This is a genomic window from Levilactobacillus tangyuanensis, from assembly GCF_003946545.1.
In the GTDB taxonomy this organism is placed as follows: Bacteria; Bacillota; Bacilli; order Lactobacillales; family Lactobacillaceae; genus Levilactobacillus; species Levilactobacillus tangyuanensis.
In genome coordinates this window covers 155,337-180,710 of record NZ_RHOA01000001.1, presented here as the reverse complement: position 1 = coordinate 180,710, position 25,374 = coordinate 155,337, and the positions used below count along the sequence as shown (strand labels likewise).

The window sequence follows — 25,374 nt, the reverse complement described above, 5'->3', positions numbered from 1 at the left end:
ACTAATCAAATGTCTCAGGTGTTCCCAGCAGTTAATCTTTCCAGTGATCAAAATTCTGCCGATGATTATCCTTATCATATAATGTTTACCCCGTCGAAACAACGTTTTTTCTTCATTTTACTGATTTGTAAAATTTGTCATCCAACCGCCGAAGAAACTTGCCGGCGCGCCGATCTCACCGGCCGACCCTTTACCCGTTTGTTTGCTGGACAAACATTTAGAAGCGCTAACCACGAAGTCAAGCCGGTCGCAGCGTGCTATACTACGATTAACAGTCATTAGTTAAAGTAACTTTTTTAAAAAATCGAAAGGATGGCCATTATGACCCAAGAGTATCCCTATCAAACCGCCTTTGTCCGCGACCTGGAAGCTCGCGACATTGCCCAGGCCACGGTGGCCGAGTACAACGCCACCCTCAAAGATTTCTGCAACTACCTGGAACACTTCAATCCCACCTATCAGCGAGACCACCGGATCAACCAACTACAGACCCCAGATATTGAACAATACCTGAGCATGCTCCTCACGGCCCGTCAGGTTCAAAATCAGACCTACAATAAGATTCTGTCCCATCTAAACGTCTACTTTAAGTTTCTCTTCTCCCACAATTGGACCCCCTACCTGCCGACCCTCGATATCAAGAGTAAGCCCCTGCAGGCCGCGCGCCCCATTAACTACCAATGGCCCGACCACTTAGCGGCGTGGCTCACAGACGAGCGACTCCACTGGTATACCCGGCTGACGCTGCTGCTGATTAGCCACGGTTATGCCATTCAGGCCTGCCTCAAGCCCGACTTCACGGCCAGCCTGTCGACCAACGATTGGTCGACTAACGAGCGCCAATTTCTTGAAGGCTTCCAGGCCTTCGTGGGCCCCTTGCAGGATCGCTTTCAATGCCGCGATTGGTTTCTGAAGCAACGCCAAGCGACCGATCCCCATCTGACCTTGCCCGGTCTCCACAAGTATCTGCGCCCCGATGAGGCCATCGTTGGTTTCAGCCTCAGCCCGTCCGTTCTCCTTCAAGGCTACTTAATTAACTATCTCAGGCGTCACCCTCAGCAATCCGACCGTGACGTCATTCAGGCCCTCCACCTTGAGCCCGGTTCGATCGACTATTACCGCCGGCTATCCCAACGAGCTGACTAAATCAGTGCAATTTTAAGTTAACCCCACTATACTAATAATCAAATGAACCTTTATGACAATGGGTGTATTCGGTCATACGGGCAATCACGTTAATTTTTGGGGGAATTAAATATGCGACGAAAATGGTGGTTAATTAGTCTAATCGGGATCGTGCTGGTGGCCTTGGGGAGCTTCATCTTCCTGACCCGTCCACTTAGAACCAACGAACGGTCGCGGCCGGCTCAACATAACCAGATCAAGGAACAGCAGGCGACGCCCAAGAAGGTCCGGACGGCAAAGCCCTGGATTAAACTTAAGCGACCCTTGAAGCTGCCCATTTTGATGTATCACAGCATCTCGACCGGTAACCAACTGCGGGTGCCCAAGAAACAGTTTGCGGCGGAAATGACTTATCTAAAGGATCATCACTACCGCACGCTGACGACCGCCGAAGCCATCCGCGCTTTGACCACCAATCAGGTGCCACAAAAGAAGGTGGTCTGGATCACGTTGGATGATGCCTACAAGGATAATCTAACCCACATGCTGCCGGTGCTGGAGCGGACCAGGCTCCACGCGACCATTAATGTGATCACGGGCTTCACCCATAAGAAGAACCACCTGTCGCTGGCCGAGATGAAACAGATGCAGGCCACCGGTCGAGTCGACTTTGCCAGCCACACGGTGCAGCACCTGGATCTGTCCAGTTTATCGGCCACGCAACAACGCCAGGAAATGGCCGACTCCAAGGCATGGCTCAACCATAATCTCAAGCAATCCACGACGATGCTCTGTTATCCAGCCGGCCGCAACAACGCTACCACTCGTCGACTGGCTAAGGCGACCGGCTATCAGTTGGCGTTGACCACAACCGAGGGCTTCGCCCAGATGAAGCAGGGCCGCTACCACCTCTCACGGCTTCGGATCACGCCAGGAATGAGCACCGCCACCTTTGCGGCCTTAATTCAGGTCACTAACCAGTGATGTTTGCCGATTTATATGCGTTTTGAAACCGTTTCCTATTGTGTAATTCCAGCGTTCATCGTACAATGAACGTGAGTCAACACGAATAGGAGGTCCTGGTTATGACTGGTGTTCTTGCTTTAACTTCCTGGGTTGTTATGATCTTGTTAATCGGGGCGGAAATCGTCCGGGGAATATTCATGTTTCGTCATTAATCATTTGATTTAACGCGGGTCTGGCCGATTGGCTAGGCCCCTTTTTGGTCCGACCAATTAATTAAATAATAATTTAGACCAAACACAGTTATCCCCGTTGACACGTTCCCCCTCGACTAATAAAATGAAACCAGTTACCGAGGAGGAATTCACATGAAGAAGACGAAGTTACTCGTGATCACGCTCTTATCCGCTTTAGGGTTGTTTGGTGGACTTGTCGCCACTAACTATGTTCGACAACCAACAACGGTCATGGCCAAGACCGCCAAAAAAGCTAAGAAGACCCCTGCCTGGAAGCGGCCTTCCGAAAAGAAACCCTACCCTAACCTGAAGAAACATAAAAAGGTTAACATTCGCGTTTCGATTGCCAAACAACGGGTCTACATTCGCAGTGGCAATACGGTTCTCTACACCATGAAGTGTTCCACGGGGAAGAAGGGGACGCCAACCCCTAAGGGGACGTTCCATATTCAAAACAAGGGTAAGTCCTTCTTCAATGCCTCGATCGGTGGGGGTGCCCGTTACTGGAAGTCCTTCAAGGGTCACGGGACTTATCTCTTCCACTCCGTTCCAACCGGTGGCCACGGCCAATACCTGGCTTCAGAAGGCCGCAAACTCGGCCATCGTGCGAGTCACGGCTGTATTCGTTTGACCGTCTCCGATGCTATCTGGTTCTACAACCACGTCCCAACGAAGACCAAGGTCGTTATCAAATAATCAATCAATAATCACGTTCGAGGCAGTGACTAACATCACCGCCTCTTTTTTTGCGCATTCCGCCAACCCACAACTTGCCCGCCCTATCGTTAAGAGTCTAAGTACGCTAAACTAGACCTATATTAAAAACTAAGACGATTCAAGAAAGGGTTTAATCTATGTTACTCGTTGCCTTCTTCTGTACGCTCGCCGCCTTTATCATGGCCGTTATGGGTGTGATTCAGCGACCGAGTCACGCCAAACTACTCATCGGCGTCTATATTGTCTTCTACCTAGTCGCTCTGCTAACGGTCTTCGTGACGCTGCCCAGCAAAGCCCTCTTTAATTTAATTATCATCAACGCGGTCAGTGGCCTGGTCTACCTGCCATTTCTGGCCTTCAGTAGTCCCCAAGTGACCATCGAGGGTCCGGACGAGACCCATCGGCCCCACTTCCATAGCAACAACCGTGGCCTCAACCTGGCCGCCCTCATCTTGGGTTTACTCTTCGTGACCAGTGCCTTTGGGGCCGCGCAGACCCGTTTCGGCGTGAAGCCCGTCTACAACTCATTAAAGATTAAGACCACGAAGTCGGCCCCCCTCCTGGATAAGGACGCCACACCAATTGCCATCGCCCCCAAGACCGTCCGCAACAAGATGAACAAGGCCATGAGTACCGTACCCAACACCTCCTACTACCGCCTCGGCGACTTACAGACCCAGGTGGTTAAAGACAAGACCGTCTACATTGCGCCAGTTGAATTCGATGGTTTCTGGCGGTGGCAACGGGCTCGCGCCACCCCGGGGTACTTCATCATCGATGCGACCAATGTGAATGCCGAACCCCACTTCGTGAAACAGGCCATGAAATACACCCCAAGCGCCTACCTGATGGACGATGCCCAACGGGTCATTTATAACCGCTTCCCTAGTTGGGTTCAAGAAGGTCAGCCACAATTGGAAATCAAGGATAACGGCGACCCCTACTTCATCCAAACCGTCTACAAGGCCCGCGGTGTCTCCAGTCGAATCAACTACCGGACGCTGCACGTGGTCGTCCTAAATGCCAAGACTGGGGCAACCAACCTGTACGCCGCCGCAAAGGCTCCCGCATTTATTAACGAATCGATCGCCTCGTCGACCGCCGCCGAGATGAACGACATCTTCGGCTGGTACGGCCATGGCTACTTCAACGCCCATTTCAATAAGACCGGCGTCAAGGAACCCAACAGCAACGGGACCGAGGATGGCGTCACCCCCGTCGTCGATAAGCACGGGAATATTTCCTACTTCAACGACTTCACCTCGCCCAAGACCAGCGCCGACTCCACCATGGGCTACTCCATGATCAATGCGCGGACCGGTGAGCTGACCTACTACACCGGTAAGAACATTGGGGTCATGGATAGCGACGGCGCCAAGAAGATTGCCGAGAAGGAATACGTGGCGCAGAAATGGTCGGCCACCATGCCTATCATGTACAACATCGATGGCACCCCAACCTGGGTCGTGTCACTCTTAGACTCAACCGGGGCCTTCCGCAGCTATGCCTATATCAAGGCGGCCGATCAAAGCGTGAAGGCTTATGCCACGACCGCCACTCAGGCCCTCGACCAGTACCGCGTGCAACTCGCCACCGCCGGGTCAACGGCTAGCTCCACCACTAATTCCAAGATCACCAAAGTTAAGGGAACCGTGGAACGGGTTGTCGTCATCCCCAACGGTGACAACCAGAATGTGTTGTTCGCCCTCAAGGGCCACGATACCCTCTGGACAGTGGGATCGGCGGATTATCCCAAGGCCGTCCTGATGAAGACCGGCGATCAAATCACGCTGACCGGTCGGATCAACGCTAGCGCCAAGACCGGGACCGTCGAGGATTATACGAATAGCACCTTTAAATAATTACCGTTACCCTGGTTTTATCTGCTATTACTGATATCTGAACAAAGCCTCACTCAGTCATTTGGGTGAGGCTTTGTTTGTGTTCTGCTAATAGCACCACATCGGATAGCCCATTCCAACCAACAAAAAAAGGCCTCACGCGATTTAGCGAGAGACCAATTTTAACTGATTTACCGTTGATAATCCGTATCCTCGGCCGTTAAGGGCCCGACGAGTTCATGTGGCAGGTAGGGTTCTTCTAGATAGGTCACGTCTTCGGCACTCAGATGAACATCGAGCGCCTTGACCGCCCCCGTCAAATGACTGGACTTTGTGGCGCCAATGATGGGCGCCGTCACCGTCTTCTTTTGCAGTAACCAGGCCAACGCGATCTGTACCCGGTCCACACCATACTTATCGGCAATCTCACCAACTCGTTGGATAATGGGCAGGTCCAATTGCTTGGCATCATCGTACTTGGAACGAGCTACCGCATCCGTTGCATAGCGCTTACTATCACCGGACCAGTCACGGGTCAGCCGACCAGAGGCCAAGGGGCTATAGGGCGTCACCGCAATGCCTTGATCGGCACACAGCGGTAACATCTCCCGTTCCTCTTCCCGATACAACAGGTTCAAGTGATTTTGCATTGAAACGAATTTGGTCCAACCGTGCTTTTCGGCCACGGCTTGGGCCTTTTCGAATTGCCAAGCAAACATTGCCGACGCCCCAATGTAGCGTGCTTTGCCGGATTTAACCACGTCGTTTAGGGCTTCCATCGTTTCCTCGATTGGCGTGTTGTAGTCCCACCGGTGAATGACGTACAGATCCACATAATCCGTGTTCAGGCGTTCCAGGCTCTTGTCAATCTGCGACAGAATCGCCTTTCGCGATAGGCCGGCCACATTAGGTGCCTTTTCTGGGGTAAAGAACACCTTCGTCGCCAGCACAATTTCATCGCGATTGGCCAGCTTGTTCAACGCCTTACCGACAAACCGTTCGCTATCACCGTGTGAGTAAATATTCGCCGTGTCGAAAAAATTAATGCCCAGATCCAGGGCTTCACGAATCACTTGTTCACTTTGTTCTTCGCCAACGGCCCAGGGAAACATCCCCGTGGACGCATTGCCAAAGCCCATCGTCCCTAAACAAAGTCGTGAAACATCTAGTCCAGTTCGTCCTAACTTCGTATACTCCATCAGTCAATCATCCTTTATCTCTAAATTCTCAACTTCACAACTAGTCAATTATCGATAAACCACCCTGCGTCACTAGCGTCTCCGCCGCCAATTGAACGGTCTCTGTGTGATCGACCAGGTTGGCAACTTGCCGTTGATAGTCTTGATCAACGGCCGCCTGGGTCGCCGCCTCACCACAGGAAACCCGGAAGATGACCCAGGACTGTGGATCAACCATGGACTGGCCAACCGCCGTCACCAACACCTCGGACTCGGTCTTAAACAGGTGTCGTTGACTGTCCACCAGCAATTTCTTAAATGGTTGCCCTTGATCCGCCTTCACCGTAACCTCGGTTAATTCCAGCCGATAGCCCGCATCGCCGGTAGCCGTCAACGGTTCCGACCGTTCCAATACCAGGGCCGGTCTTAGATTGATCACCTTTGACTCCCGAACCACGTCCTGAGCCATGGACCGAAACGCCGCGAACTGTGGTGAATGGGCATGCACGTCGTAGCTGGCCTCATCGCGATACATTTCGATTACTCGTTTTTCACTGGGATCACTGAGCAATCGCGTCGAGTACATGGCCAGCGTCCCGGGTTCATTTGCATGGGAAGTCAGCAAATTCTGCCGACCAACTGTTGCAAATCTCGCCTGCTGGTCGCCATCAATCTTAATTTTAAATAGCCGAAAGAGTGGCTGTCCACCTTCACTCATGCCATCACTCCTTATCGAGAGCCGGTAACGGTTTAATCAGACGGGCTGGCACGCCGCCGACCACGGCATTATCCGGAACATCCTTGGTAACCACGGCACCCGCGCCAACGACCACGTTGTTGCCAATGGTGACACCCCCGATGATCGTGACGTTGCCGCCAATCCACACATCGTTCCCGATTGTAATTGGCTTGGTAGTTGTCACCAGGTACCGGGTCCCATCGGCCCGCGTGCCAAACCGTTGCGTTGCATCCAACGAATGGCCGCCACAATACAACTTGGTATCTGGGGCGATGATCACTCGGTCCCCCAACGTAATTCGATTGGAGTCTTGAAAGGTACAATTGCCGTTAATGAAGACATCGTCGCCAACCTGGATGTGTTGCCCATAAACCGCACTGAATTGCCCGTTGATGGTCAAGCGTTGACCGACTTTACCAAAGAAATCTTGTATGGCCGCCGCCCGTTTTTCGGCGTCCGCACTGGTATTAATCACGGTTAGGCGTTGACGACCCTGGGCAATCATGCCCTGAAGTTCCGGATCACGATAATCGTAATCCTGGCCGGCCAATAATTTTTCATGTTCCGTTAGCAAACCATCATCCTCACTCTCTACTAGTTCCGTAGTCGTTGCCAATTTTCACTAAATATCGCCTGTTTTTGGTCGCTCGAGATGGCCATATCATTCACGGCCTGTTCAATCACGGCCGTGGGGCCAACCGGAGGAATGCCAAAGGGTGAGTCCGTGCCAAAGAGCACGTGATCGCCACCAAAGAAATCGACCGCAAGTTCCAAGGCCTGCGGATTTCCCAGGATCGCCGTATCCACATAAAATTTCTGGAAATCGGTGTAGTTCTCTGCCGATTGAATGTATTTAATCCGTTGACTGAAGTAGGGCACCATCGCACCGGCATGGTGCACAATGACCTTCAGGTTAGGGTATTTACGGAAATAGCTCGCCGCAACAATGCCATTCATGGCCTGCGTCAACTCGTACTCCCAGCTAAAGGTCAGCTCGTTATCCGTCTTATGGGTATCGAAGACTGGATGAAGCCAGATTGGCGCGTTCACACTGGCCAGCTTGGCAAAGACCGGTTCATATTCCGACGCCGTAATCGGTTGTCCCAGTGCCTGTGTGAAGAGCTGTACACCAACCAGAGCATCACTATTGGCCACCTGATCATCGATAATCTTCAAGGCTTCCGGGATATTATTCATTGGCAACATGGCCACGCCCGCCGGGAAGATGTCACGATTATCACGAACCAGATCGGCCATTTCATCATTGGCCGATCGACACAACTCGGCTGCCTGATCCGAATCGACAAAGTCTTCGGGATTTAGATTCACCGCCGAAATAATCTGTTGATGATCGGCGGGTAAGCTGGCCCGATGCTGATCCAGATCGGTTAGCAGGTCATTCTTCATATAGGGAAAGTTATCTAGAATTTTTGGATTCAATGCCTGCATTTGTTGCAGGAACTTTGGTGGTAGGACGTGCGCAAAAACATCAATGACCGTCATCGTTGCGCCCCCCTAGTACCAGCTAGGCTTATCACCATCGGTACCGGCCTTGTCCAGGCCAACGCTGGCATTTTCATAGCTACTGGTATCGTTCAGAACCTTGACCACAAAGTCCGCCACGCTGCGACGAGAAACCTCGGTTCCCTTGAAGCCATCGGCCAACGTGGTCACTTCATAGTCCACCTCGGTGTTGTCGGTCAACCAAGCAGGCCGAACTTCCGTGTAAGTCAGGCCCGAGGCCGCAACCAATTTGCTGGTCTGCCGGAACGCTGGCAGGTAGGCGCCAATCATTTCTTCATTCCATTCACCAAACTTGCCGGGAACCTCGTTGTGGGCGCCCAATGAACTGATGTAGATGAGGCGTTGCTTACCCGTTTGCTTCATCGCATCGACCACGCTCTGGGTCTGAACGTCAAGGTCACTGCCACCCAGGTTGGAATAAATCACGTCGGCATCGGCCATCGCCGTCGCCACCGCGGCGGTATCGTGGACATCCCCATCAACGACCTTTACCCGATCGTTGTCTGCGTATTCCGCTAAACGAGACGCATTCCGCAGAAATAAGGTTAACGTGTCATCCGTTTCGGCTAACAACCGTTCCGTTACCAAACGAGCCATGGCCCCGTGGGCGCCTAAAATCATTACCTTAGTCATATTGTGTTCCTCCTAGATTTTAATTTAATTGACCCTCGCCGAAACGGGATGGGCTAAGGCCCATCCCGTTTGGTGATACCGTTTTCATCATACCATTATTAGGCCATTGGGGCTTCCCATGACCCCTTTGTATCAACATTGGCCGCCTGGGCCAAATCCTCTAACCGCTTGATATCAGCGGGCGTTAAGGTCAATGCCATGGCCTTAGCCTCGCTCGGAATATACTTGGCCTTCGTCACCCCGATGATCGGTGTGGTGCCCTTGGCAATGGCGTAAGCGGTGGCTACTTCGGCCGCTGAGGCCCCTTGAGCCGCGCCGATCTCCTGCAGACCGGCCGTTAGAGCGCTCACTTGGGGCAGAACCTCATTGTAAACGCTGGCCCGCATGCTGCCGGCTGGTAACGGATGGTCAACATCGAAGCGACCACTCAACAGGCCTTGTTCCAGAACCATGTAGGCGAAGAAGGTGATATCGTGTTCCCGACAGTAATCGATAATCCCCGCCTCTTCCGAGGACCGGTACAAGAGACTAAAGTGGTTCTGCACCGCAGAGACCTGGAATCCGGCTTCGCCCAGGATTTCGTTGGCCCGTTTAATCTGTGCCAGGTTATGATTAGAAACCCCCACTCGCTTAATCTGACCGCTTTGAAGCAATGGAATTAACTGTGGGGTCCACTTTTCCACGTCCGCCGGATTATGAATCCAGTAAATATCGATATAATCCGTGTGCAGCCGTTTCAGGCTGCCCGCCAGCATATCGGCCACCTCGTGATCGGAATCGCCGGCCGCCATTTGGGGGGTGAACTTCGTGGACAGTTGGTAACTGTCACGCGGATAGTCCTGCAATAGGTCTCCCAGCTTGTCTTCGGAGGCCCCGGAACCATAGGCATAGGCGGTGTCCCAGAGGGTCAATCCCGCCGCCATTGCATCGTCAACCACCGGTTTCAAATCGGTCGCGGTTAAATGGTTACCAAATACTTGGCCGTCTGGCGTATCGCCCCAGGCCCAGGTTCCTAACGCAATTTTAGGTGTTGTTGTCATCATAAAATCTCCTTTATTTTAAATCCAAACGAACGGTCGCACTGATGGGACCGGACTCAACCATGGGGGCTAAGTACGGACTACCAGCATACTTGGTTTCATAGGCCTGACTGATGGCCGCAGTCAGGGGATCATCGGTCGTCACCGGGACGTAGGCCACGTCATAGTCCCGGCCGGCCAGATGAATCCGTCCGGCTCCCTGTTGCTTCGCCGATTGATACCAGCGTGAATTTTGTCCGTTCCAGGCTCGGACATAAAGATTTCCATCAACGACCACCGACCAGATCCAGGTCGGCGTGCCGGGCGTTTTGCCATCTTCATAGAACGGCGAAACGTGCATATCATCAGCGGTGGTAAACTCGTTTAATTGTGTGGCAGTCCATTTTGCCATCTTAAAAACTCCCTTCAGGATTAACTCATTGACAACATGATACCGGCGATTGATAATAATGTAAAATGCTTAGTTATCATGCTTTATCATTCAATTTATGTATGCTTAAGGAGGATCGCTAATGGAAACCCGAATGCTCACGAATTTCATCGTCCTCACCCGTGTCGGGAATATCACCCAAGCGGCCAACGAGCTGCACACCACCCAGCCAACCCTCTCGCGTCAGCTCAAAGATTTAGAGGAAGAGGTTGGCGCTCAACTCTTCATTCGGGGCAAGCGGTCGATCACGCTGACCGATGCCGGCGTGCTCTTCGAACAACGGGCCCAGAAAATCCTAAACATCGTGGCCCAGACGACCACAGATATTCAACAACAAACGACCGGACTGGCCGGCAACCTGCGCATTGGTTGCGTTGAGAGTAAGATTTCAACGCACGTTGCCGATTGGCTGGCGGACTTCCAGCACCAACACCCGAACATTCACTTTTCCCTATTCTCGGCCGATGGCAATTCCATCCGGGCCCAGATGGATCGCGGCGAACTCGATGTCGGTTTCCTGCTGGAGCCCATTGAATCGGCCAAGTATCACGCGCATTCGATTCCGGTGACGGAGACCTGGGGCCTCATCATGGCTCACGATGCGCCCCTGGCCTCCCACAAGGTCGTTACCGGTGCCGACCTGACCGACCTCCCGCTGATTGGTCCGCGGCGCCAGATCGTTCAAAACCAGATTGCTACCTGGCTGCGAGTCGACTCGGACAGCCTGAACTTCCGCGGCGATCGTAATTTGGAAAATAACGTTGTGCCACTCATGGTAAATCACGGCTACTACGACATCGGCATCGATGGCGTCCTGGACTTCTATCTCAACCACCAACTGGCCTTCGTCCCCTTCAGTCCGACGAGTCAAACCCGGCACACCATGATCTGGCGCAAGAACCACACACCGTCACCCATTACGCAGGCCTGGATTGACTTCGTGGTCAGCCAAGTTCGTCAAATGCCAATTTAAGGTCATCCTTCAGCTTAAAAATAAATTACCTTTGGGGGTCATCACGTGAACACGAACCGTAAATCCTGGTGGGGCGCACCGCGAACCATCACCAATGCCATTGAAAATCGTAAAATATCCTGGCTGGAGCTTTTCTCCGACCTGGTCTACGTTGTCATCATCCATAGCTTCGTGGAAAATCTATCCGAGCACTTCAACCTATTTGGCTTTGTCACGTTCTGGGTACTCTTCCTATTCTTCTTCAACACCTGGACCAACATGGTCCTCTACTTCGACCTGCACGGGGAAAACAATCTCCGAAACGTCTGCTTCGCCCTCCTGCAAATTGTGGCGGTAGCGGTCACGGCCACGTTCACTCCCGATGCCTTTGCCGGCCACTACACCGGTTTCATTCTGGCCTACTCGTTCAATCAACTCATCTACATGTATCTGTATTTCCGGACCATGATTGCCGATCCGCTGCACGCGACCACCACGCGACCATTCTTGATTTCATATCTGATCGGCGAGGCAATCTTTATTGGCAGCATTTGGGTGCCTAACCTGGCTGTCCAACAGGGGCTCATCGTCGCCAGCCTGTTAATCTTTGTCAGCACCGTCATGGCCGAAAGCGGCAACTTCGATCGCGAATTCAAGACCCGCCAGATTCCCTTCGAGTTGAATTCTGCCGTGCTAGAACGGTATGGCCTATTCACCATGATTGTCCTCGGCGAATCGTTGGCCGGCATCATCGAACACATGTCGGAGGAACACACGCACATCGCGGACTACGGCCACTTTATCATCGCGCTCGCCTGCATCATCGGCACCTGGATGATCTACTACACCTTGATGGATGAACGCACGGTGACGGCGCACCGATACTGGCCCATCTCCCTCTTCCGGGGCATTCATCGGTTCCTGATTGCCTGCCTGATTCTCCAATCATTCTTCATTTCGCAAACGCTTGAATCCGGTGAGACCGTCTATTACCACGGCCTGGTCATCGTTACGGCCCTGATGTTGTGCGCGCTCCTAGCCCTAGCGGTGCCGAAGCTATACAACGTGGATCCCTTGCCGACCTATCAATTCAAATGGATCGCCGCCAGTATCGTCATCATCCTGCTCCTAGCGCTGGCCCCCGTCTTTATCGGCCTGTTTATCACGGACCTGCTCCTGTTGGGAATTGGCGTCTGGACTTGGGCCGATAATCAGTAGTCCTTACCCTTACTAACGAAATTCAATCCGTTTTTTTCGCAATATCCCAAAAGAATCGCCCCTATCCGATTAATGGATAAGGACGATTCTTTTTTTAAACGGTGAATTAATCACCAACTGGATGCCAGCCATTGGCATCATTTAGGCGGTTTAGGAACGCCATATCCTTATCATTAATCGCAAAGTCAAGCTGGGTATTAGCCTCCACGTGGGCCATCGCCCGCGCTTTTGGTAGCGGCGCAATTCCATTTTGGATGATGAATCGGAGGGCCAATTGGGGAATCGTGACGCCATAATTACCCGCAACCCGTTCCAATTCCGGACTATCAACCAGGCCACCGGTGGCCAATGGTGAGTAGGCCTGAACCACAATCTGATTGGCCTTGGCAGTTGCCACGATTGAGGCTTGGGTGTGGCCGACGTAGTACTGGATCTGGTCCACGGCTGGTTTGACCGTCAAGCCATCCCAATTCAGCAGGCTTTCGATGTCATGCGAATTGAAGTTGGAAAGACCAATGGCTTTGGCCCGGCCACTGTTGTAGATGTCTTGCATCGCCCGCCAAACATCGCGGTTCTCAGCATCATAGTTGGCACCCATTTGGTTCCATGGCCAGGGGGCGTGGATAATATAGGAATCCACGTAATCGAGTTTCAGTTCGGCCAGGCTTCGATCAAAGTCCGCCAGGGTGCCCTCATAATCCTTAGTCTCGCCGGGAAGCTTGGTCTGCACAAAGATATCCTCCCGAGCCACGTCACTATCGGCGATGGCTTCGCCGACACTCGCCTCGTTGCCATAGGCCGCGGCGGTATCGATGAACCGATAGCCAGCCTTTAGGGCATTGCTGACGGCATCATAAGTTTCCTGACCAGGCCGAGTCTGCCAGGTCCCAAAACCGACCTTAGGCATCTCGAGGCCGTTGTTTAAATCAAACGTATCTGTAATTGTTGGCATAAGAAATCCTCCTTCAACACTTCATGAGAATTAGTATACGACCTTAGGGCCACTCGAAGGCAAATAAAAAGGTTGGCCTAATCCAATTCTTCAATTGTAACCGTTTCCGATTGCGTTCAATCACCGTTCCGCCTACAATTAACCTAATTCAATTCATAAGAATAGGAGACCTAACTATGGCCTACATAACCGTAAAAAACGAATATCGTCGCTTCAATCAGGGCGATCAAGCCACCGTTGCCAACAACGATATCTCCTTCGATGTCGAACGAGGTGACGTCGTGACCATCTTGGGGCCTAGTGGGGCCGGCAAGTCGACCCTGCTAAATATCTTGGGCGGTATGGACAGCCCAACGAGTGGCCAGGTCATCATCGATGGCAAGGACATCGCCCAACTCAATTCGAAACAACTCACGACCTACCGGCGGCAGGACGTCGGTTTTGTTTTTCAATTTTACAACCTGGTTCCCAACCTAACGGCCAAAGAAAACGTTGAACTGGCCTCGCAGATTACCAGTGACGCCCACGATGTCGACGAAACCTTGGCGCTAGTGGGCCTGACCAACCGAGCCGGCAACTTCCCGGCCCAACTCTCTGGTGGTGAACAGCAACGGGTCGCCATCGCCAGAGCGGTCGCCAAGAATCCCAAGCTGCTCCTATGCGATGAACCCACCGGGGCCCTCGATTATCAGACCGGTAAGCAAGTTCTTCAAGTTATTCAAGACGGTGCCCGGCGAACCAACATGACCGTCATCATCGTGACGCATAACAGTGCCATTGCGGAGATGGGCGACTTAGTGATTCACATTAACGACGCGCAGGTTCAATCGGTCCGGCGTAACGACCACCCAACGCCTATCGCCGACATCGAATGGTAGGTGACCAGCATGACTAACGTTTACTTTAAACTGTTGTTCCGTGAGATTCGCCATTCCAAGGCCCGTTTCATTTCCATCATGTTGATCATCTTCATGGGCGTCGCCTTCTATACCGGTATCCGGGCCAGTGGTCCCGATATGCTGCAAGCGGCCACTGATTACTACGCTAAACAACGACTAGCCACCCAAACCGTTCAGTCAACGGCGGGGATTACCCCGGCCGACCTGAAAGTTCTCAAGGAACACGACCACGAGCTGACCTGGCAGGCCACCAAGACCGTGGATATCAATCAGCTGAATAATAATCGGGTTGTCCGAGTTGCAGAAATTCCCGACCGTCAGCGATTGAACCGTGTTAAGGTCGTCAGTGGCCGACTACCTAAACGGGCAAATGAAATCGTCCTGGACCAACAGGCCCGCACCCTTCAGCCAGAGTTACGGCTGGGGAGCACCTATCGGATCGCCACGACCAAGGCACTCAACCGCCAGTTCACCCGCCACCAATTTAAAATCGTCGGCTTCGTGAACTCACCGCGTTTCTTAGAAACCACGGATCGCGGTGTAACCACCGTCGGCAAGGGGACGCTGGACTACTTCGCCCTTGTGAAACCCGGTACGTTGAAGCAGTCCGTCTACAGCCGCGTGGATGTGGCCTTTGACAACCTGAAGGGAGTCACCCCCTATACGAGCACCTATAATCGCCGGTCTAAGGCCAACTCGGCCAAGCTAAAGCGCTGGTTCAAACCCCAGGCCGCCAAACGGCAACAACAACTGCAACGCCAGGCGCGACAACGGTTGGCGCCAGAACAAAAAAAGGTCGCCCAGCTGGGACAACAACTCCCGGCCGGCGCCCCAATGCTAAAACAGGCTCAGGCTAAGATCGGCCAAGCCCAGGCCAAAATTGCCGCAATGTCTAAACCAACTTATCTGGTCACCGGCCGCGCCGCCAATCCGGGCTACAGCGAATATCACGAAAATACCCAACGCGTTGTGGCCTTATCAACGGTTTTCCCGTTATTCTTCATTGCGATTGCAGCCTTGATCTGCCTGACAACCATGACTCGAATGGTGACGGAACTCCGAATTCAAATGGGGACCCTCAAGGCGCTGGGTTACAGCAACGCCGCCATTGGCAGTGAATTTTTACTTTATGATGGTCTCGCTAGTCTTGCTGGCACCCTGCTGGGCGTTGGCTTTGGCGTTAACTTCTTCCCTCAATTCATTGCTCAGGCTTACGGCAACATGTATAATCTGCCGGCTATCCACGTCCAATACATCTGGTCGGATATCCTGATTGCCTTGGTCATTGCCCTCGCCTGCACGATGGGCAGTGCCCTGGTCGTGCTCCGTGTCGACCTGAACAGCCTTCCGGCAACGCTCATGCTCCCCAAGGCCCCCAAGGCTGGCAAGACCCTGTGGCTGGAACACTGGCACACACTCTGGAATCGTCTCAGCTTCAATCACAAGGTCACGCTGCGAAATCTCTTTCGCTACAAGCAACGACTGCTGATGACGGTCCTGGGGATTGCCGGCTGCATGGCCATGATGATCACGGGCTTCGGTCTCAAGGATTCGATTGGTGATATTAGCCTGAAGCAGTTCAATCAGCTTTGGCATTACGATGCCATCGTGGTGCGCAACGGCCGGCAGACCGCCGCACAACGCAACGCACTCCATCACGAGACCTTATATAAGGACGACCTCGTCTTGAAGCAATCACAGGTCACCGTTCAGCGGGACGGCGTGGCCAACCAAACGGCGGCCTTGAGCGTTCCCCAACATCCCGGGCAACTAAAACACTTTGTGGTCCTTCGCGACCGCAAGACGCACAGCCCCCAAACGCTGGGAAATCATGGCGCCATCATCGATGAGAAGTTAGCGAAGATGTATCACGTTAAGGCGGGTGATCGCTTACCCGTCAAGCTAGGCAACCGATCGGTCAAAAACGTCCGCATCGCGGCCGTCGCCGAAAACTACGTTAACCATTTTATCTATCTATCGCCGAGTTACTATCGCCAAGTTTTTAAGAATAGTCCCGTCTTCAATGGTAACCTGGTTCAGTTCAAGCATCATGGCAAACAACAACAGGATGCCTTTGCCAACAACCTACTGAAGCACAAGGGGTTGCTAAACGTCACCCTTCTCAGTACTGAGAAGCAGACCAACTTCCAGATGCTCGACACCATGAACCTGGTGGTGATCATCTTCGTGGTAGCCGCCGGCGCCTTGGCCCTCGTCGTTCTGTACAATCTGACCAACATCAACGTATCCGAACGGATTCGGGAGCTCTCAACCATCAAGGTGCTGGGCTTCTACGACCGGGAAGTCACGATGTATATCTTCCGTGAAAATCTCATTCTAACCGTCCTCGGAATAATCGTGGGATGCTTCTTTGGCAACTGGCTCCATCACTACATTTTAACCACGGCGGAGACCAATAATTTGATGTTCTCACCGGGAATTCACCCCATCAGTTATGTCTACTCAGCCCTGCTCACCTTGGCCTTCAGCCTGCTGGTCATGGTCATCATGCACCGGAAGCTCAAACGAATTAATATGCTCGATGCCCTACAATCCGTCGACTAGACGACAAAAAAGTCGCTGCCTCACTGACCACAATGGTCGGTGAGGCAGCGACTTTCTATTGGTTTAACTGACGTGCTGACTTAATACATTCACGACTGGTTGGCTGAGTGCCTTAAGCAGGTGATCGCCACTCGCTTGTACCGCAAACACCACCCGATCCGCAAACAAGGTGGCCGTTTGCTGGGCCCGATAGGTAATGCGCTGCTTAGCCCCCGTCGTTGCATCGGTTACCGTGGCCTGAGCCACCGGTTCCCCAGCGTCAACGGTGCCAGAGGCTAACTGACTCGGCGTCAGCTTAGCGGCGACCTTGGTGGTCAAGTTGGCCGCCTGGTTCTGGTACCACACACCCGCCTGCCCGGTAATGGGCTCGGCAGCAACGGTGGTGGCTAACCCATTGGCCAGGTTAATCCGTTGACTCGTTAAAGGGGTCGTCTCTAATTGATACGCCTGCTTCGTCTGTTTGATGAGTTTGTTCATCGCCGAGAAGGTCGTATCGCCACCAATAATGGTCGCAATCATTCGCTGGCCGTTAACCTTATAGGTGGCGGTGTAACAAAGCTTGGCGCTTTCCGTGAACCCGGTCTTCAGACCATCGATCTGGCTTTCCTTCTTATACTGACTCTTACCCTTTAAACAGCTATTCTCGTTAAAAATCTTGGTGCCATTAATCGTGGCCTCGGTTCGGTTCGACATCTGGGTAATCTGGGGATCGGCCGCCAACAAATGTTGCGCAACCGTGGTAATGGCCTTAGCCGACACCAAATTTTCTTCTTTCTTACCCGTGTTCGGCAAGACCAGGTTGTAATCCTTCAGATCGGTATTGTCCAAGCCTGATGAACTAATGAAATGGGCCTCGATGCCCCAGTCGGCACTCTGTTGATTCATGAGCTTGATAAAATCGGCATTATTTCCTGCCACGTATTCTCCTAATGCCGTCGCGGCACTATTGGACGAAGCAATCATGGCCGCCTCCACTAACTGTCGCACCGTGAACTGTTCGCCGCTCTTCATTCGTAGGGAAGAGTACGCATAGCTATGACTCAGTTTAAGTAGGTCCTTCGACATCGTGACTTGGTCATCCCAGCCGATCTTACCATCATTAATGGCCTTAACCGTCAGATACACGGTCATCAGCTTCGATAGCGACGCAATCGGATAACGCCGATCGGCATTCTGTTGGTAAAGGACTTGGCCACTTTGGGCATCCATGACGAAGGCCGACCGTGCGGGGACCTTCGTCACTGTATTCGTAGCGGCGTGAGCGGTAACCCCGCCACCAAAGAAGGCGGCCATGAGGCTCAGTAGTAAGCCCCGCCACACCCAACGTTTTAAATCGACCACAAGCATTGACGCTCCTTTCGCATAAGCAACATAACTTACGCCTAATTAACTTAACCCATTATACAAAAACCCCCGTCACTTGGGGCGAAATTAATCAAACTTGCGCAAATTTTAATCTCTTATTATTCCAATTGTAAAAAAGCCGGCCCACCCGCTTGACTTCTTACGTTTACGGATGTAAACTCAATTTAATCCTAGAGGGATTACAACCGTAAACAAAGGAGCCGATAACCATGGCCACAACCGAATTAACCGTAACCATTTCAGATGCCGAATGGCGTGTCATGCGGATTGTCTGGACTTTAAAAGAAGCCGATAGCCGCACCATTATTGATTTACTCGAACAACAACACGACTGGAAACCCGCCACCATCAAGACCTTAATTGGTCGCCTCGTTAAGAAGGGCGCTCTGGCCACCACCAAGAATGGCCGCCAGTTCATTTACACCCCCTTGATTGACGAACAGAGCGCAATGGATACCGCCCTCATAACTGAACTCAATCAGATGTGTGCCATGCACCGCGGGACCAGCTTAGCCCACGTCCTCGACCAACTTGAACTGAGTCACGATGACGTGGAAAACTTAATCGATGTCTTACAGAAGAAACTTCCCACGGCACCAACCATGGTTGACTGTGATTGCCTACCGGAGGGCTGCGAAAGGAGCTGCTAGTTATGAATGCAAGTGAAATGAATCATGACAAGATGGATCCGAACATGAAGATGGACCATGACGACATGGCCAACATGAAGATGGATTCTGGCGACGTGGACCACGGCGATATGGATATGAGCAACATGGACATGACCCACATGGATATGGACATGGGGGATGGCCACATGATGCACATGGGCAACCTAAAGCGTAAGTTCTGGGTCAGCCTGATTCTCACGATTCCCGTGGTCCTCATGTCCCCAATGATGGGCGCCAAGTTACCCTTCCAAATTATGTTTCCTGGTAGCGACTGGGTCGTGGCCATCTTAGGATCAATCCTCTTCTTCTATGGCGGCATGCCATTTATCAGTGGCGCCAAGGCGGAACTTCAATTGAAGCAACCCGCCATGATGACCTTGATTTCAATGGGGATCAGCGTGGCTTACATCTACAGTATCTACGCCGTTATTGCCAATGATATCCTACATGTCACGCCAATGGTGAACAACTTCTTCTGGGAATTATCCACCTTGATCGTCATCATGCTACTGGGTCACTGGATTGAAATGAATACCGTGATGAACGCCGGGTCGGCCGTTGACGCTCTCGGTAAGCTGCTCCCACAAACCGCCCATGTCATCGCCGATGATGGCACCGCAACGGATGTCCAACTCAGTGATTTACATGTTGGCCAAGTCGTTGCCGTTCGGGCTGGCGAACAAATTCCTGCCGATGCTAAGATCATTAGCGGAACATCAGACGTCAATGAATCCCTGGTAACTGGGGAATCCAAGGCGGTTAAGAAGACCGAGGGTGACGACGTCATCGGTGGTTCCGTCAACGGAACCGGGACCTTCACCGCTAAGGTTACGGGAACCGGAGATTCCGGCTACTTGGCCAAGGTGATGGACCTGATTCAAAATGCCAAGAATTCCAAGTCTAAGTCGGAAAACCTGGCGAACCGGGTTGCCGGCTGGTTGTTCTACGCCGCCCTCTTTGCCGGCATCCTGGCCTTCATCGTCTGGATGTTTGTGGGTAATCTGGCCGTGGCCTTACCCGTTGCCGTTGCTGTCTTCGTTATCGCCTGCCCTCACGCATTAGGCCTGGCCGTTCCCCTGGTTGTCGCTCGGAGTACCGCGTTAGCCGCCCAAAATGGGCTGTTAATCCGGAACCGGGACGCCATGGAACAAGTTAACAAACTAAAGTTTGCCCTAATGGACAAGACGGGCACCTTAACCATGGGTCACTTCCAAGTCAACCATTTAATCAGTCTCGATGCCGATCACACCGACGATGACGTGTTGGCCCTGATGGCCGGCCTTGAAAGCGGATCGAGCCACCCCCTGGCAACCGGGATTCTGAGCGATGCTAAGGGTAAGAACATTCACTTCACGCCAGCTAACGATACACACCAAGAGACCGGGTTAGGTCAATTCGGCGATATTGATGGGACCACTTACGGTGTCGTCTCCGTCGCCTACCTCGACCAACACCACTTGGACTACGACCATGACCAATTCAAGGCATTCGCCGCCGAAGGCAACTCCATTAGTTTCTTAGTTGCTGGCGAAAAGGTCTTGGGCCTCGTGGCCGAAGGTGATGAAATTAAGCCGGCTGCTAAGATGCTGGTCACTTCACTCAAGGCCCAAGGCATCACACCCGTCATGTTAACCGGTGACAACCAAGAAACGGCCAACAAGGTCGCCGCTGCCGTTGGGATTGACGACGTCCAAGCACGACTCTTGCCTGAAGACAAGGAACGCCTCGTACAAAAGTACCAAGCCGATGGTAAGGTACTCTTCATCGGTGATGGTGTCAACGACGCGCCTAGCCTAGCCCGCGCCGACATTGGGATGGCCATTGGATCGGGGACCGACGTGGCGATTAAGTCCGCCGACATCATCCTGGTTGCCAGCGACCCGGCTGATGTCATTCAATTCCTCGACCTGGCTCGCGCTACCAACCGGAAGATGACCGAAAACCTCTGGTGGGGGGCTGGCTACAACCTGCTAGCCATTCCTTTAGCCGCCGGTGTTCTGGCACCAATCGGCTTCATGCTCGATCCAATGGTTGGGGCGGTCATCATGTCCCTGAGTACCATTATCGTGGCGATTAACGCGATGACCCTTAAGATCAAGCCAATCGCAGAATAGAAATGAATCTGAATGAATAAAAAACAAATGCCTCGGAACTCATGTGAGAGTTCCGAGGCATTTTTCGGTTCAATTAAATTTAGTCTGTGTCCTGTGAATGCCGCCGATGTAGCAGGACCGCCAACGTTTGGGCGTCCAACGAGAGAATCATGACCGCAAAGATGATGAGCGCACCACCAAACAGGTCAAATCCCGTCAATTGGACACTCAAGAACAACACGGAAAATACCGTGGCCGCCAGCGGCTCAAAGGCATCCAACAACGAGGCTTCCGTTGGCAGAATATAGCCCAGGCTGTGAGCAAACATTTGAAACGGAATGACCGTCCCAAAGATAATGATAATCCCCAGCATGCTGATCTGCGCCCAGTCGAGGGTCAAATGAACTTGCCACAGGGGTTTGACGACATTCAGGCAGACCCCTGCTACCAGCAAGCCCCATCCGGTGACCGATAATGACCCGAATTTGGTCAATAAAGGCCGTGGAATCAGCGTGTTCGTTGCCACACCGACTGCGGATAAGAGTCCCCAAACCAGCACAGCCGGCGAGATGGCCAAGCTATTCAGATGCCCATGCGTCACGATTAGTAGGGTGCCGACGAAGGCCACCACCATGCCGATCGCCTCCGAACGCGTTGGCTTGGTGTGCTTGAAGACCAAGTAATAGAGGCTAATGATGAAGGGCCCTAAGAATTGAATGATCGTTGCGACCGGCGCATTACCATACTTGACGGCTTCAAAATAGCACAGCTGAACGGGAACCATCCCCAATAGGGCATAGCTCACAATCCGCGTCGCGGTGTACTTGTTCTTCCAGAGCTGCATGGGTTTGGCCCCCACGCCCTGAGCCATGATGAGGAGGATAATGCCGGCAATAATCATCCGAACCTGCGTCAGCCAGAGCGGAGAAACGTCTGGATTCATGGCAAAAAGACTGCTGGCGGCAACACCAGAGATGCCCCAAAGCATACAGGCCACGCTGGCCAACATGATTCCTCGTAAGTGATGCCCCTGCGTCATCCTTGCCACTTCCCATCAGTGTTTTGCTCAAATCCCATACGATCCCTCTTATCCATAAAATTTATAACATGTTAGCCATTATAACAAAAATCACCGGTAGGTTAACGCCTTTTTCTAAATATAAATTAATTGGTTGTTAGTTACCACCTGTCACTAGCCATTTATTTACGCTAAACCAGCCATCAGCTCCAGAAATTGGTCTAGTTTTATCACGTTAGCCCAACAAAAAAGGCTTCCAAAGAATGGAAGCCTCACTGACCCAGCCACGAATAGTCTTTCGCTGATGGTAGTCGCGCGACATTATCCGTTTTAATTATTAAAGCTGAGTAAAACCAAGTCGAGGGTCGGGTTTCCCTTGGCTCTAAGAAACATTTTAACTGGTCAAGCGCCAAAACCACGGATTACTGGCCCAGTTTGCTTAGCAAACAAATTAAATCACGTCATTATCGTCGAATCGAATAATTTCAAATCAAAAAGCGTTGCGGCCTTAACAACCACAACGCTCATCAAATTCAACTTTAAGCAACCCAGCCACCCATGTAGGGAATGGTAATCTTACCATGAGCATCAATGGTGCCATCATAGATGTCGCCACTGATATCGTAGTCGGCCTGCAAATGAAACTTGATCGTACTAGTAGGGGTCAACGCCCGCGACGACTTGAGTCGACCATCCGCGCCACGGATCGTCTTCTTAACGGCTTTGCCGTCTTGATAGTCGTAAACCGTGGTTTGACTGTCTTGGTCCAACAGGACCACCCGTTGAATCTTGCCGGCGGTCTTGGCAATGCCAATCTTGACGTGTCGACCGCTATCCAAAACACGAATCTTGGTCGACTCCGCGGCCACCGGGGTATCCCGAGTGAGTTCACGTTGCATCAGATCGGGGTACTGGCCCTTGACGACCACACTCTTGGGTAGCCAGCCCAAGACCTCACCCTTGGCATTCTCAAACAAGAGGTACTGCTTGCCCTTAACCGTGGTTAACGATTGAATGGCATAGATCGTCCGGTAGCCATAGGTCGTCCCATAATGGGCGGCGTAATTACTGCCGACCGTGCCATAAGGCATCCACCAGAAGTCACTGGTCAGCCGGGCCTCAAAATACGGCGTCCGCGGTATCGTCGGCATGCGGCTAATCTGCTGATGACTCTTCAGCTTGCTCAACGCCACATAACCGCCATCAATCGCCGTTGCTTGGGGATAGCTCCTGAGCACCGTTCCATGCTGAAGCGGGAACTGAACGGCCGCCGTAATGCGCACGTACTTCTTGCCGTGAACCATCACAACCTTGACGACGGTCCACTTCTTCTTGGTGCTCATCATCTTTCCCAGATAGCGGCTGCCTGAGTGCAAACCGCGTGGATAACTGTAGACCTTGGTTCGCAAGTGCTTCGCCGTAAATAGCCGCTGTTGGGGATACGCGGGAAGCCGCATCTTTTTTGCAGCCTGAGCCGTGGTCCCCGTTCCCCACAGTAACAGCCCAAGACTACTCCCTAATAGTAGTTTGATCCATTTCATTAGCTTGTTCCTCCCCAAGGTTGTGTACTGCCTGACAAACTAAAGGTTTTGGCCCTTCTCCCACGTCGTTGCGGATAGAAGGAGTCCTTGCTTAACTATTTCATCAAATAACTCATGGGTCCGGCGAGAAACCTCACCGGCCGTTTCGGCATTACTCTTGGTCAAGTAGTCCGTAACATCCCCGGTAACCCCTGCGTCCGTAGCCGCAACCCGTTGCCGAGCATACGATTGGCAACCTTCGCGATAAGCGTTGATGGTGGCAACGAATTCGTGGAAATGGGGTTCGATCATCACGGACAAGGTCTTCGACAACCAGTAAACGTTGTCGACAGAAACTGTTGTCGTGGTGTTCTTGTAATCCTCTGGCGTGTCGTTGATGTTGGTAAAGAATGGCACGTAAGGGGCGTAAGCAAAGAAGCCCAGGGCAATCCATTGGATCGCCGCGTGGTCGGCCGGAACATCGTTGCGAATTTGCAGAATCGAGGAACATTGATTCCGGTCCATCGCAATTGACCGGTACTTCTTCTGATCATCGGCGGAGCCCGAAGCAAACGTCCCAAATGGATCGTATGGCGTGCCGTTGTAATGTGAAGATAGGAAGAATTCTACATCTTCGATGGCAATCTTCTTCTCGGGCACGCGAGCGAATGGCATGTCTTGGTCCGTTGGCGTTTGGTCGGTAATGGATGGGTTAAACATCTTTTGGCCATACCACGTCCGTGGCGTGTTGTAGTAAGCATCGCTTTCATCATGGGTTCCAAAGATATCCCGGAAGTTAAAGGTGCCTGGCTTAGGATTCAAATGATTTTTATTGACGAAGTCAACCAAGTCCGTGGCGACCAGGAAGTTGTCGGTATCGCTAACGTCGACCTCTTCCATCACCGTTTGGTTAGGTGCAACCGCATAGGTGTTGTCTGGCAAACGCATGGCTGCCCAGTGGTGACCACCGGCCGTTTCCAAGTACCAGATTTCATCTTGGTCGTTAAAGGCGATACTGTTACATTCGCCGGTCCCATACTTTTCCAAGAGAGCACCCAACCGTTGGGCCCCTTCCTTGGCAGTCTTGATATATGGCAAGACTAACGTGACCATGGCCTCTTCATTGACCCCGTCATCGACCAGAGGATCGTAGCCCAAGACCCGGGCATTCGTGGCAGTGGTTTCGGTGGCACTCATCCCGACATTCAATTCATTGATGCCGGCTTCTTCATACAGGCCGTCACTTTGATCGGCTTGTGGGGTACCCGTATAGCGGTAAGCATGATCGGGTAAGGGGACCGTAACGCCAGTGACACCTGACGTAAAGGTTGCGTTCTTATGATCAGTCGCTGGATGAGCGACGACCTTAATCGGATTTACTGGCCCGTAGCCATCCTCGTTACGCGCAACAATCGTGGAGCCATCCATACTGGCGGCTTTACCCACTAAAATTTCGGTACAATCGGAACTTTTCTTCAACATATTTATGTTCCGCCCCCTTTGCTTCCAGTATAGGATTATCGGTTGCTAAGGGCCACCCTTTTTGAACATTCGGCCGTTAATTATTGATCATTGGGTCATGAACGACTTCACCGCATGAAACCGGTGCCTTCCTAGGCAGCATTGATTGTTCGCCGAAAGGATTAATAGACCCCAAACCAAAAATCCCCCACGACGTCAACCAGACGTCGCGGG

22 protein-coding genes are annotated in these 25,374 nt (G+C 52.3%); 10 read left to right on the top strand and 12 right to left on the bottom strand.

Features of this window, described 5'->3' with window-relative positions; genetic code table 11:
• The first annotated feature begins 321 nt into the window (after nucleotides 1–321).
• The 4 genes from EKM96_RS00820 (at nucleotide 322) to EKM96_RS00805 (ending at nucleotide 4,903) form a co-directional block, all read left to right on the top strand.
• The gene (locus EKM96_RS00820; RefSeq protein WP_125638404.1) at nucleotides 322–1,146 is read left to right on the top strand and encodes a site-specific integrase; all 825 of its coding nucleotides are present in this window, start codon (nucleotides 322–324) and stop codon (nucleotides 1,144–1,146) included.
• Between the two features lie 111 nt (nucleotides 1,147–1,257).
• Nucleotides 1,258–2,109: a polysaccharide deacetylase family protein gene (locus EKM96_RS00815; protein ID WP_125638402.1), complete on the top strand. Its 852-nt coding sequence runs from the start codon at nucleotides 1,258–1,260 to the stop codon at nucleotides 2,107–2,109.
• A gap of 347 nt (nucleotides 2,110–2,456) precedes the next feature.
• A complete protein-coding gene (locus EKM96_RS00810) occupies nucleotides 2,457–3,020 on the top strand; it encodes a L,D-transpeptidase (RefSeq protein WP_125638400.1) in 564 nt (187 codons plus the stop codon).
• A 158-nt stretch (nucleotides 3,021–3,178) separates the two neighbouring features.
• A complete protein-coding gene (locus EKM96_RS00805; protein ID WP_125638398.1) occupies nucleotides 3,179–4,903 on the top strand; it encodes a hypothetical protein in 1,725 nt (574 codons plus the stop codon).
• 170 nt (nucleotides 4,904–5,073) lie between these two features.
• On the opposite strand, the gene EKM96_RS00800 is transcribed toward EKM96_RS00805, so the two are convergent.
• The 7 genes from EKM96_RS00800 to EKM96_RS00770 form a co-directional block, all read right to left on the bottom strand.
• On the bottom strand, nucleotides 5,074–6,081 hold the full coding sequence (locus EKM96_RS00800) for an aldo/keto reductase (RefSeq protein ID WP_125638396.1): 1,008 nt from the start codon (nucleotides 6,079–6,081) through the stop codon (nucleotides 5,074–5,076).
• A gap of 40 nt (nucleotides 6,082–6,121) precedes the next feature.
• Nucleotides 6,122–6,778, bottom strand: coding sequence for a putative quinol monooxygenase (locus tag EKM96_RS00795; RefSeq protein WP_125638394.1), 657 nt, complete (start codon nucleotides 6,776–6,778; stop codon nucleotides 6,122–6,124).
• 4 nt (nucleotides 6,779–6,782) lie between these two features.
• Nucleotides 6,783–7,373, bottom strand: coding sequence for a DapH/DapD/GlmU-related protein (locus EKM96_RS00790; protein WP_125638810.1), 591 nt, complete (start codon nucleotides 7,371–7,373; stop codon nucleotides 6,783–6,785).
• Nucleotides 7,374–7,393: 20 nt separating this feature from the next.
• The gene (locus EKM96_RS00785; protein WP_125638392.1) at nucleotides 7,394–8,302 is read right to left on the bottom strand and encodes an amidohydrolase family protein; all 909 of its coding nucleotides are present in this window, start codon (nucleotides 8,300–8,302) and stop codon (nucleotides 7,394–7,396) included.
• A 12-nt stretch (nucleotides 8,303–8,314) separates the two neighbouring features.
• On the bottom strand, nucleotides 8,315–8,956 hold the full coding sequence (locus EKM96_RS00780; protein ID WP_125638390.1) for an NAD(P)H-binding protein: 642 nt from the start codon (nucleotides 8,954–8,956) through the stop codon (nucleotides 8,315–8,317).
• 98 nt (nucleotides 8,957–9,054) lie between these two features.
• Nucleotides 9,055–9,999 carry an aldo/keto reductase gene (locus tag EKM96_RS00775; RefSeq protein ID WP_225417535.1) on the bottom strand — a complete coding sequence of 315 codons (945 nt, stop codon included), beginning with the start codon at nucleotides 9,997–9,999 and terminating at the stop codon, nucleotides 9,055–9,057.
• A gap of 10 nt (nucleotides 10,000–10,009) precedes the next feature.
• The gene (locus EKM96_RS00770) at nucleotides 10,010–10,387 is read right to left on the bottom strand and encodes a DUF2255 family protein (RefSeq protein WP_125638386.1); all 378 of its coding nucleotides are present in this window, start codon (nucleotides 10,385–10,387) and stop codon (nucleotides 10,010–10,012) included.
• A 121-nt stretch (nucleotides 10,388–10,508) separates the two neighbouring features.
• Between EKM96_RS00770 and EKM96_RS00765 the strand changes: the two genes are divergently transcribed.
• Nucleotides 10,509–11,399, top strand: a complete 891-nt coding sequence (locus EKM96_RS00765) for a LysR family transcriptional regulator (protein WP_125638384.1) — start codon at nucleotides 10,509–10,511, stop codon at nucleotides 11,397–11,399.
• Nucleotides 11,400–11,444: 45 nt separating this feature from the next.
• Nucleotides 11,445–12,596 (top strand): low temperature requirement protein A, encoded by a 1,152-nt coding sequence (locus EKM96_RS00760; protein ID WP_164510944.1) that lies wholly within the window; start codon nucleotides 11,445–11,447, stop codon nucleotides 12,594–12,596.
• Between the two features lie 106 nt (nucleotides 12,597–12,702).
• Here the strand turns inward: EKM96_RS00760 and EKM96_RS00755 are convergent, their stop codons facing one another.
• Nucleotides 12,703–13,548, bottom strand: coding sequence for an aldo/keto reductase (locus EKM96_RS00755; protein WP_125638381.1), 846 nt, complete (start codon nucleotides 13,546–13,548; stop codon nucleotides 12,703–12,705).
• Nucleotides 13,549–13,724: 176 nt separating this feature from the next.
• Here EKM96_RS00755 and EKM96_RS00750 point away from each other — a divergent pair, with 176 nt between their 5' ends.
• Together EKM96_RS00750 and EKM96_RS00745 are read left to right on the top strand one after the other, a co-directional pair.
• Nucleotides 13,725–14,426 carry an ABC transporter ATP-binding protein gene (locus tag EKM96_RS00750; RefSeq protein WP_125638379.1) on the top strand — a complete coding sequence of 234 codons (702 nt, stop codon included), beginning with the start codon at nucleotides 13,725–13,727 and terminating at the stop codon, nucleotides 14,424–14,426.
• 9 nt (nucleotides 14,427–14,435) lie between these two features.
• Complete coding sequence (locus EKM96_RS00745; protein WP_125638377.1) at nucleotides 14,436–17,012, top strand: ABC transporter permease; 2,577 nt, start codon at nucleotides 14,436–14,438, stop codon at nucleotides 17,010–17,012.
• A gap of 63 nt (nucleotides 17,013–17,075) precedes the next feature.
• Here EKM96_RS00745 and EKM96_RS00740 read toward each other — a convergent pair whose 3' ends face one another.
• On the bottom strand, nucleotides 17,076–18,353 hold the full coding sequence (locus tag EKM96_RS00740) for a D-alanyl-D-alanine carboxypeptidase family protein (protein ID WP_125638376.1): 1,278 nt from the start codon (nucleotides 18,351–18,353) through the stop codon (nucleotides 17,076–17,078).
• A 233-nt stretch (nucleotides 18,354–18,586) separates the two neighbouring features.
• Between EKM96_RS00740 and EKM96_RS00735 the strand changes: the two genes are divergently transcribed.
• Nucleotides 18,587–19,027 (top strand): CopY/TcrY family copper transport repressor, encoded by a 441-nt coding sequence (locus EKM96_RS00735; RefSeq protein ID WP_125638374.1) that lies wholly within the window; start codon nucleotides 18,587–18,589, stop codon nucleotides 19,025–19,027.
• A 116-nt stretch (nucleotides 19,028–19,143) separates the two neighbouring features.
• Nucleotides 19,144–21,162, top strand: a complete 2,019-nt coding sequence (locus tag EKM96_RS00730) for a heavy metal translocating P-type ATPase (protein WP_382336179.1) — start codon at nucleotides 19,144–19,146, stop codon at nucleotides 21,160–21,162.
• Between the two features lie 79 nt (nucleotides 21,163–21,241).
• On the opposite strand, the gene EKM96_RS00725 is transcribed toward EKM96_RS00730, so the two are convergent.
• The 3 genes from EKM96_RS00725 to EKM96_RS00715 form a co-directional block, all read right to left on the bottom strand.
• Nucleotides 21,242–22,180: a DMT family transporter gene (locus tag EKM96_RS00725; RefSeq protein ID WP_125638372.1), complete on the bottom strand. Its 939-nt coding sequence runs from the start codon at nucleotides 22,178–22,180 to the stop codon at nucleotides 21,242–21,244.
• Nucleotides 22,181–22,698: 518 nt separating this feature from the next.
• Nucleotides 22,699–23,700, bottom strand: a complete 1,002-nt coding sequence (locus tag EKM96_RS00720) for a hypothetical protein (protein WP_125638370.1) — start codon at nucleotides 23,698–23,700, stop codon at nucleotides 22,699–22,701.
• A gap of 39 nt (nucleotides 23,701–23,739) precedes the next feature.
• A complete protein-coding gene (locus EKM96_RS00715) occupies nucleotides 23,740–25,158 on the bottom strand; it encodes a C69 family dipeptidase (RefSeq protein WP_125638805.1) in 1,419 nt (472 codons plus the stop codon).
• Nucleotides 25,159–25,374 lie beyond the last annotated feature (216 nt).

What these genes read in the sequence shown, in the direction of transcription:
- EKM96_RS00820 (WP_125638404.1), top strand. Translation starts at nt 322, where the DNA reads ATGACCCAAGAGTATCCCTATCAAACCGCCTTTGTCCGCGACCTGGAA.
- EKM96_RS00815 (WP_125638402.1), top strand. Translation starts at nt 1,258, where the DNA reads ATGCGACGAAAATGGTGGTTAATTAGTCTAATCGGGATCGTGCTGGTG.
- EKM96_RS00810 (WP_125638400.1), top strand. Translation starts at nt 2,457, where the DNA reads ATGAAGAAGACGAAGTTACTCGTGATCACGCTCTTATCCGCTTTAGGG.
- EKM96_RS00805 (WP_125638398.1), top strand. Translation starts at nt 3,179, where the DNA reads ATGTTACTCGTTGCCTTCTTCTGTACGCTCGCCGCCTTTATCATGGCC.
- EKM96_RS00800 (WP_125638396.1), bottom strand. Translation starts at nt 6,081, where the DNA reads ATGGAGTATACGAAGTTAGGACGAACTGGACTAGATGTTTCACGACTT.
- EKM96_RS00795 (WP_125638394.1), bottom strand. Translation starts at nt 6,778, where the DNA reads ATGAGTGAAGGTGGACAGCCACTCTTTCGGCTATTTAAAATTAAGATT.
- EKM96_RS00785 (WP_125638392.1), bottom strand. Translation starts at nt 8,302, where the DNA reads ATGACGGTCATTGATGTTTTTGCGCACGTCCTACCACCAAAGTTCCTG.
- EKM96_RS00780 (WP_125638390.1), bottom strand. Translation starts at nt 8,956, where the DNA reads ATGACTAAGGTAATGATTTTAGGCGCCCACGGGGCCATGGCTCGTTTG.
- EKM96_RS00775 (WP_225417535.1), bottom strand. Translation starts at nt 9,999, where the DNA reads ATGATGACAACAACACCTAAAATTGCGTTAGGAACCTGGGCCTGGGGC.
- EKM96_RS00770 (WP_125638386.1), bottom strand. Translation starts at nt 10,387, where the DNA reads ATGGCAAAATGGACTGCCACACAATTAAACGAGTTTACCACCGCTGAT.
- EKM96_RS00765 (WP_125638384.1), top strand. Translation starts at nt 10,509, where the DNA reads ATGGAAACCCGAATGCTCACGAATTTCATCGTCCTCACCCGTGTCGGG.
- EKM96_RS00755 (WP_125638381.1), bottom strand. Translation starts at nt 13,548, where the DNA reads ATGCCAACAATTACAGATACGTTTGATTTAAACAACGGCCTCGAGATG.
- EKM96_RS00750 (WP_125638379.1), top strand. Translation starts at nt 13,725, where the DNA reads ATGGCCTACATAACCGTAAAAAACGAATATCGTCGCTTCAATCAGGGC.
- EKM96_RS00745 (WP_125638377.1), top strand. Translation starts at nt 14,436, where the DNA reads ATGACTAACGTTTACTTTAAACTGTTGTTCCGTGAGATTCGCCATTCC.
- EKM96_RS00735 (WP_125638374.1), top strand. Translation starts at nt 18,587, where the DNA reads ATGGCCACAACCGAATTAACCGTAACCATTTCAGATGCCGAATGGCGT.
- EKM96_RS00730 (WP_382336179.1), top strand. Translation starts at nt 19,144, where the DNA reads ATGAGCAACATGGACATGACCCACATGGATATGGACATGGGGGATGGC.
- EKM96_RS00725 (WP_125638372.1), bottom strand. Translation starts at nt 22,180, where the DNA reads ATGACGCAGGGGCATCACTTACGAGGAATCATGTTGGCCAGCGTGGCC.
- EKM96_RS00720 (WP_125638370.1), bottom strand. Translation starts at nt 23,700, where the DNA reads ATGAAATGGATCAAACTACTATTAGGGAGTAGTCTTGGGCTGTTACTG.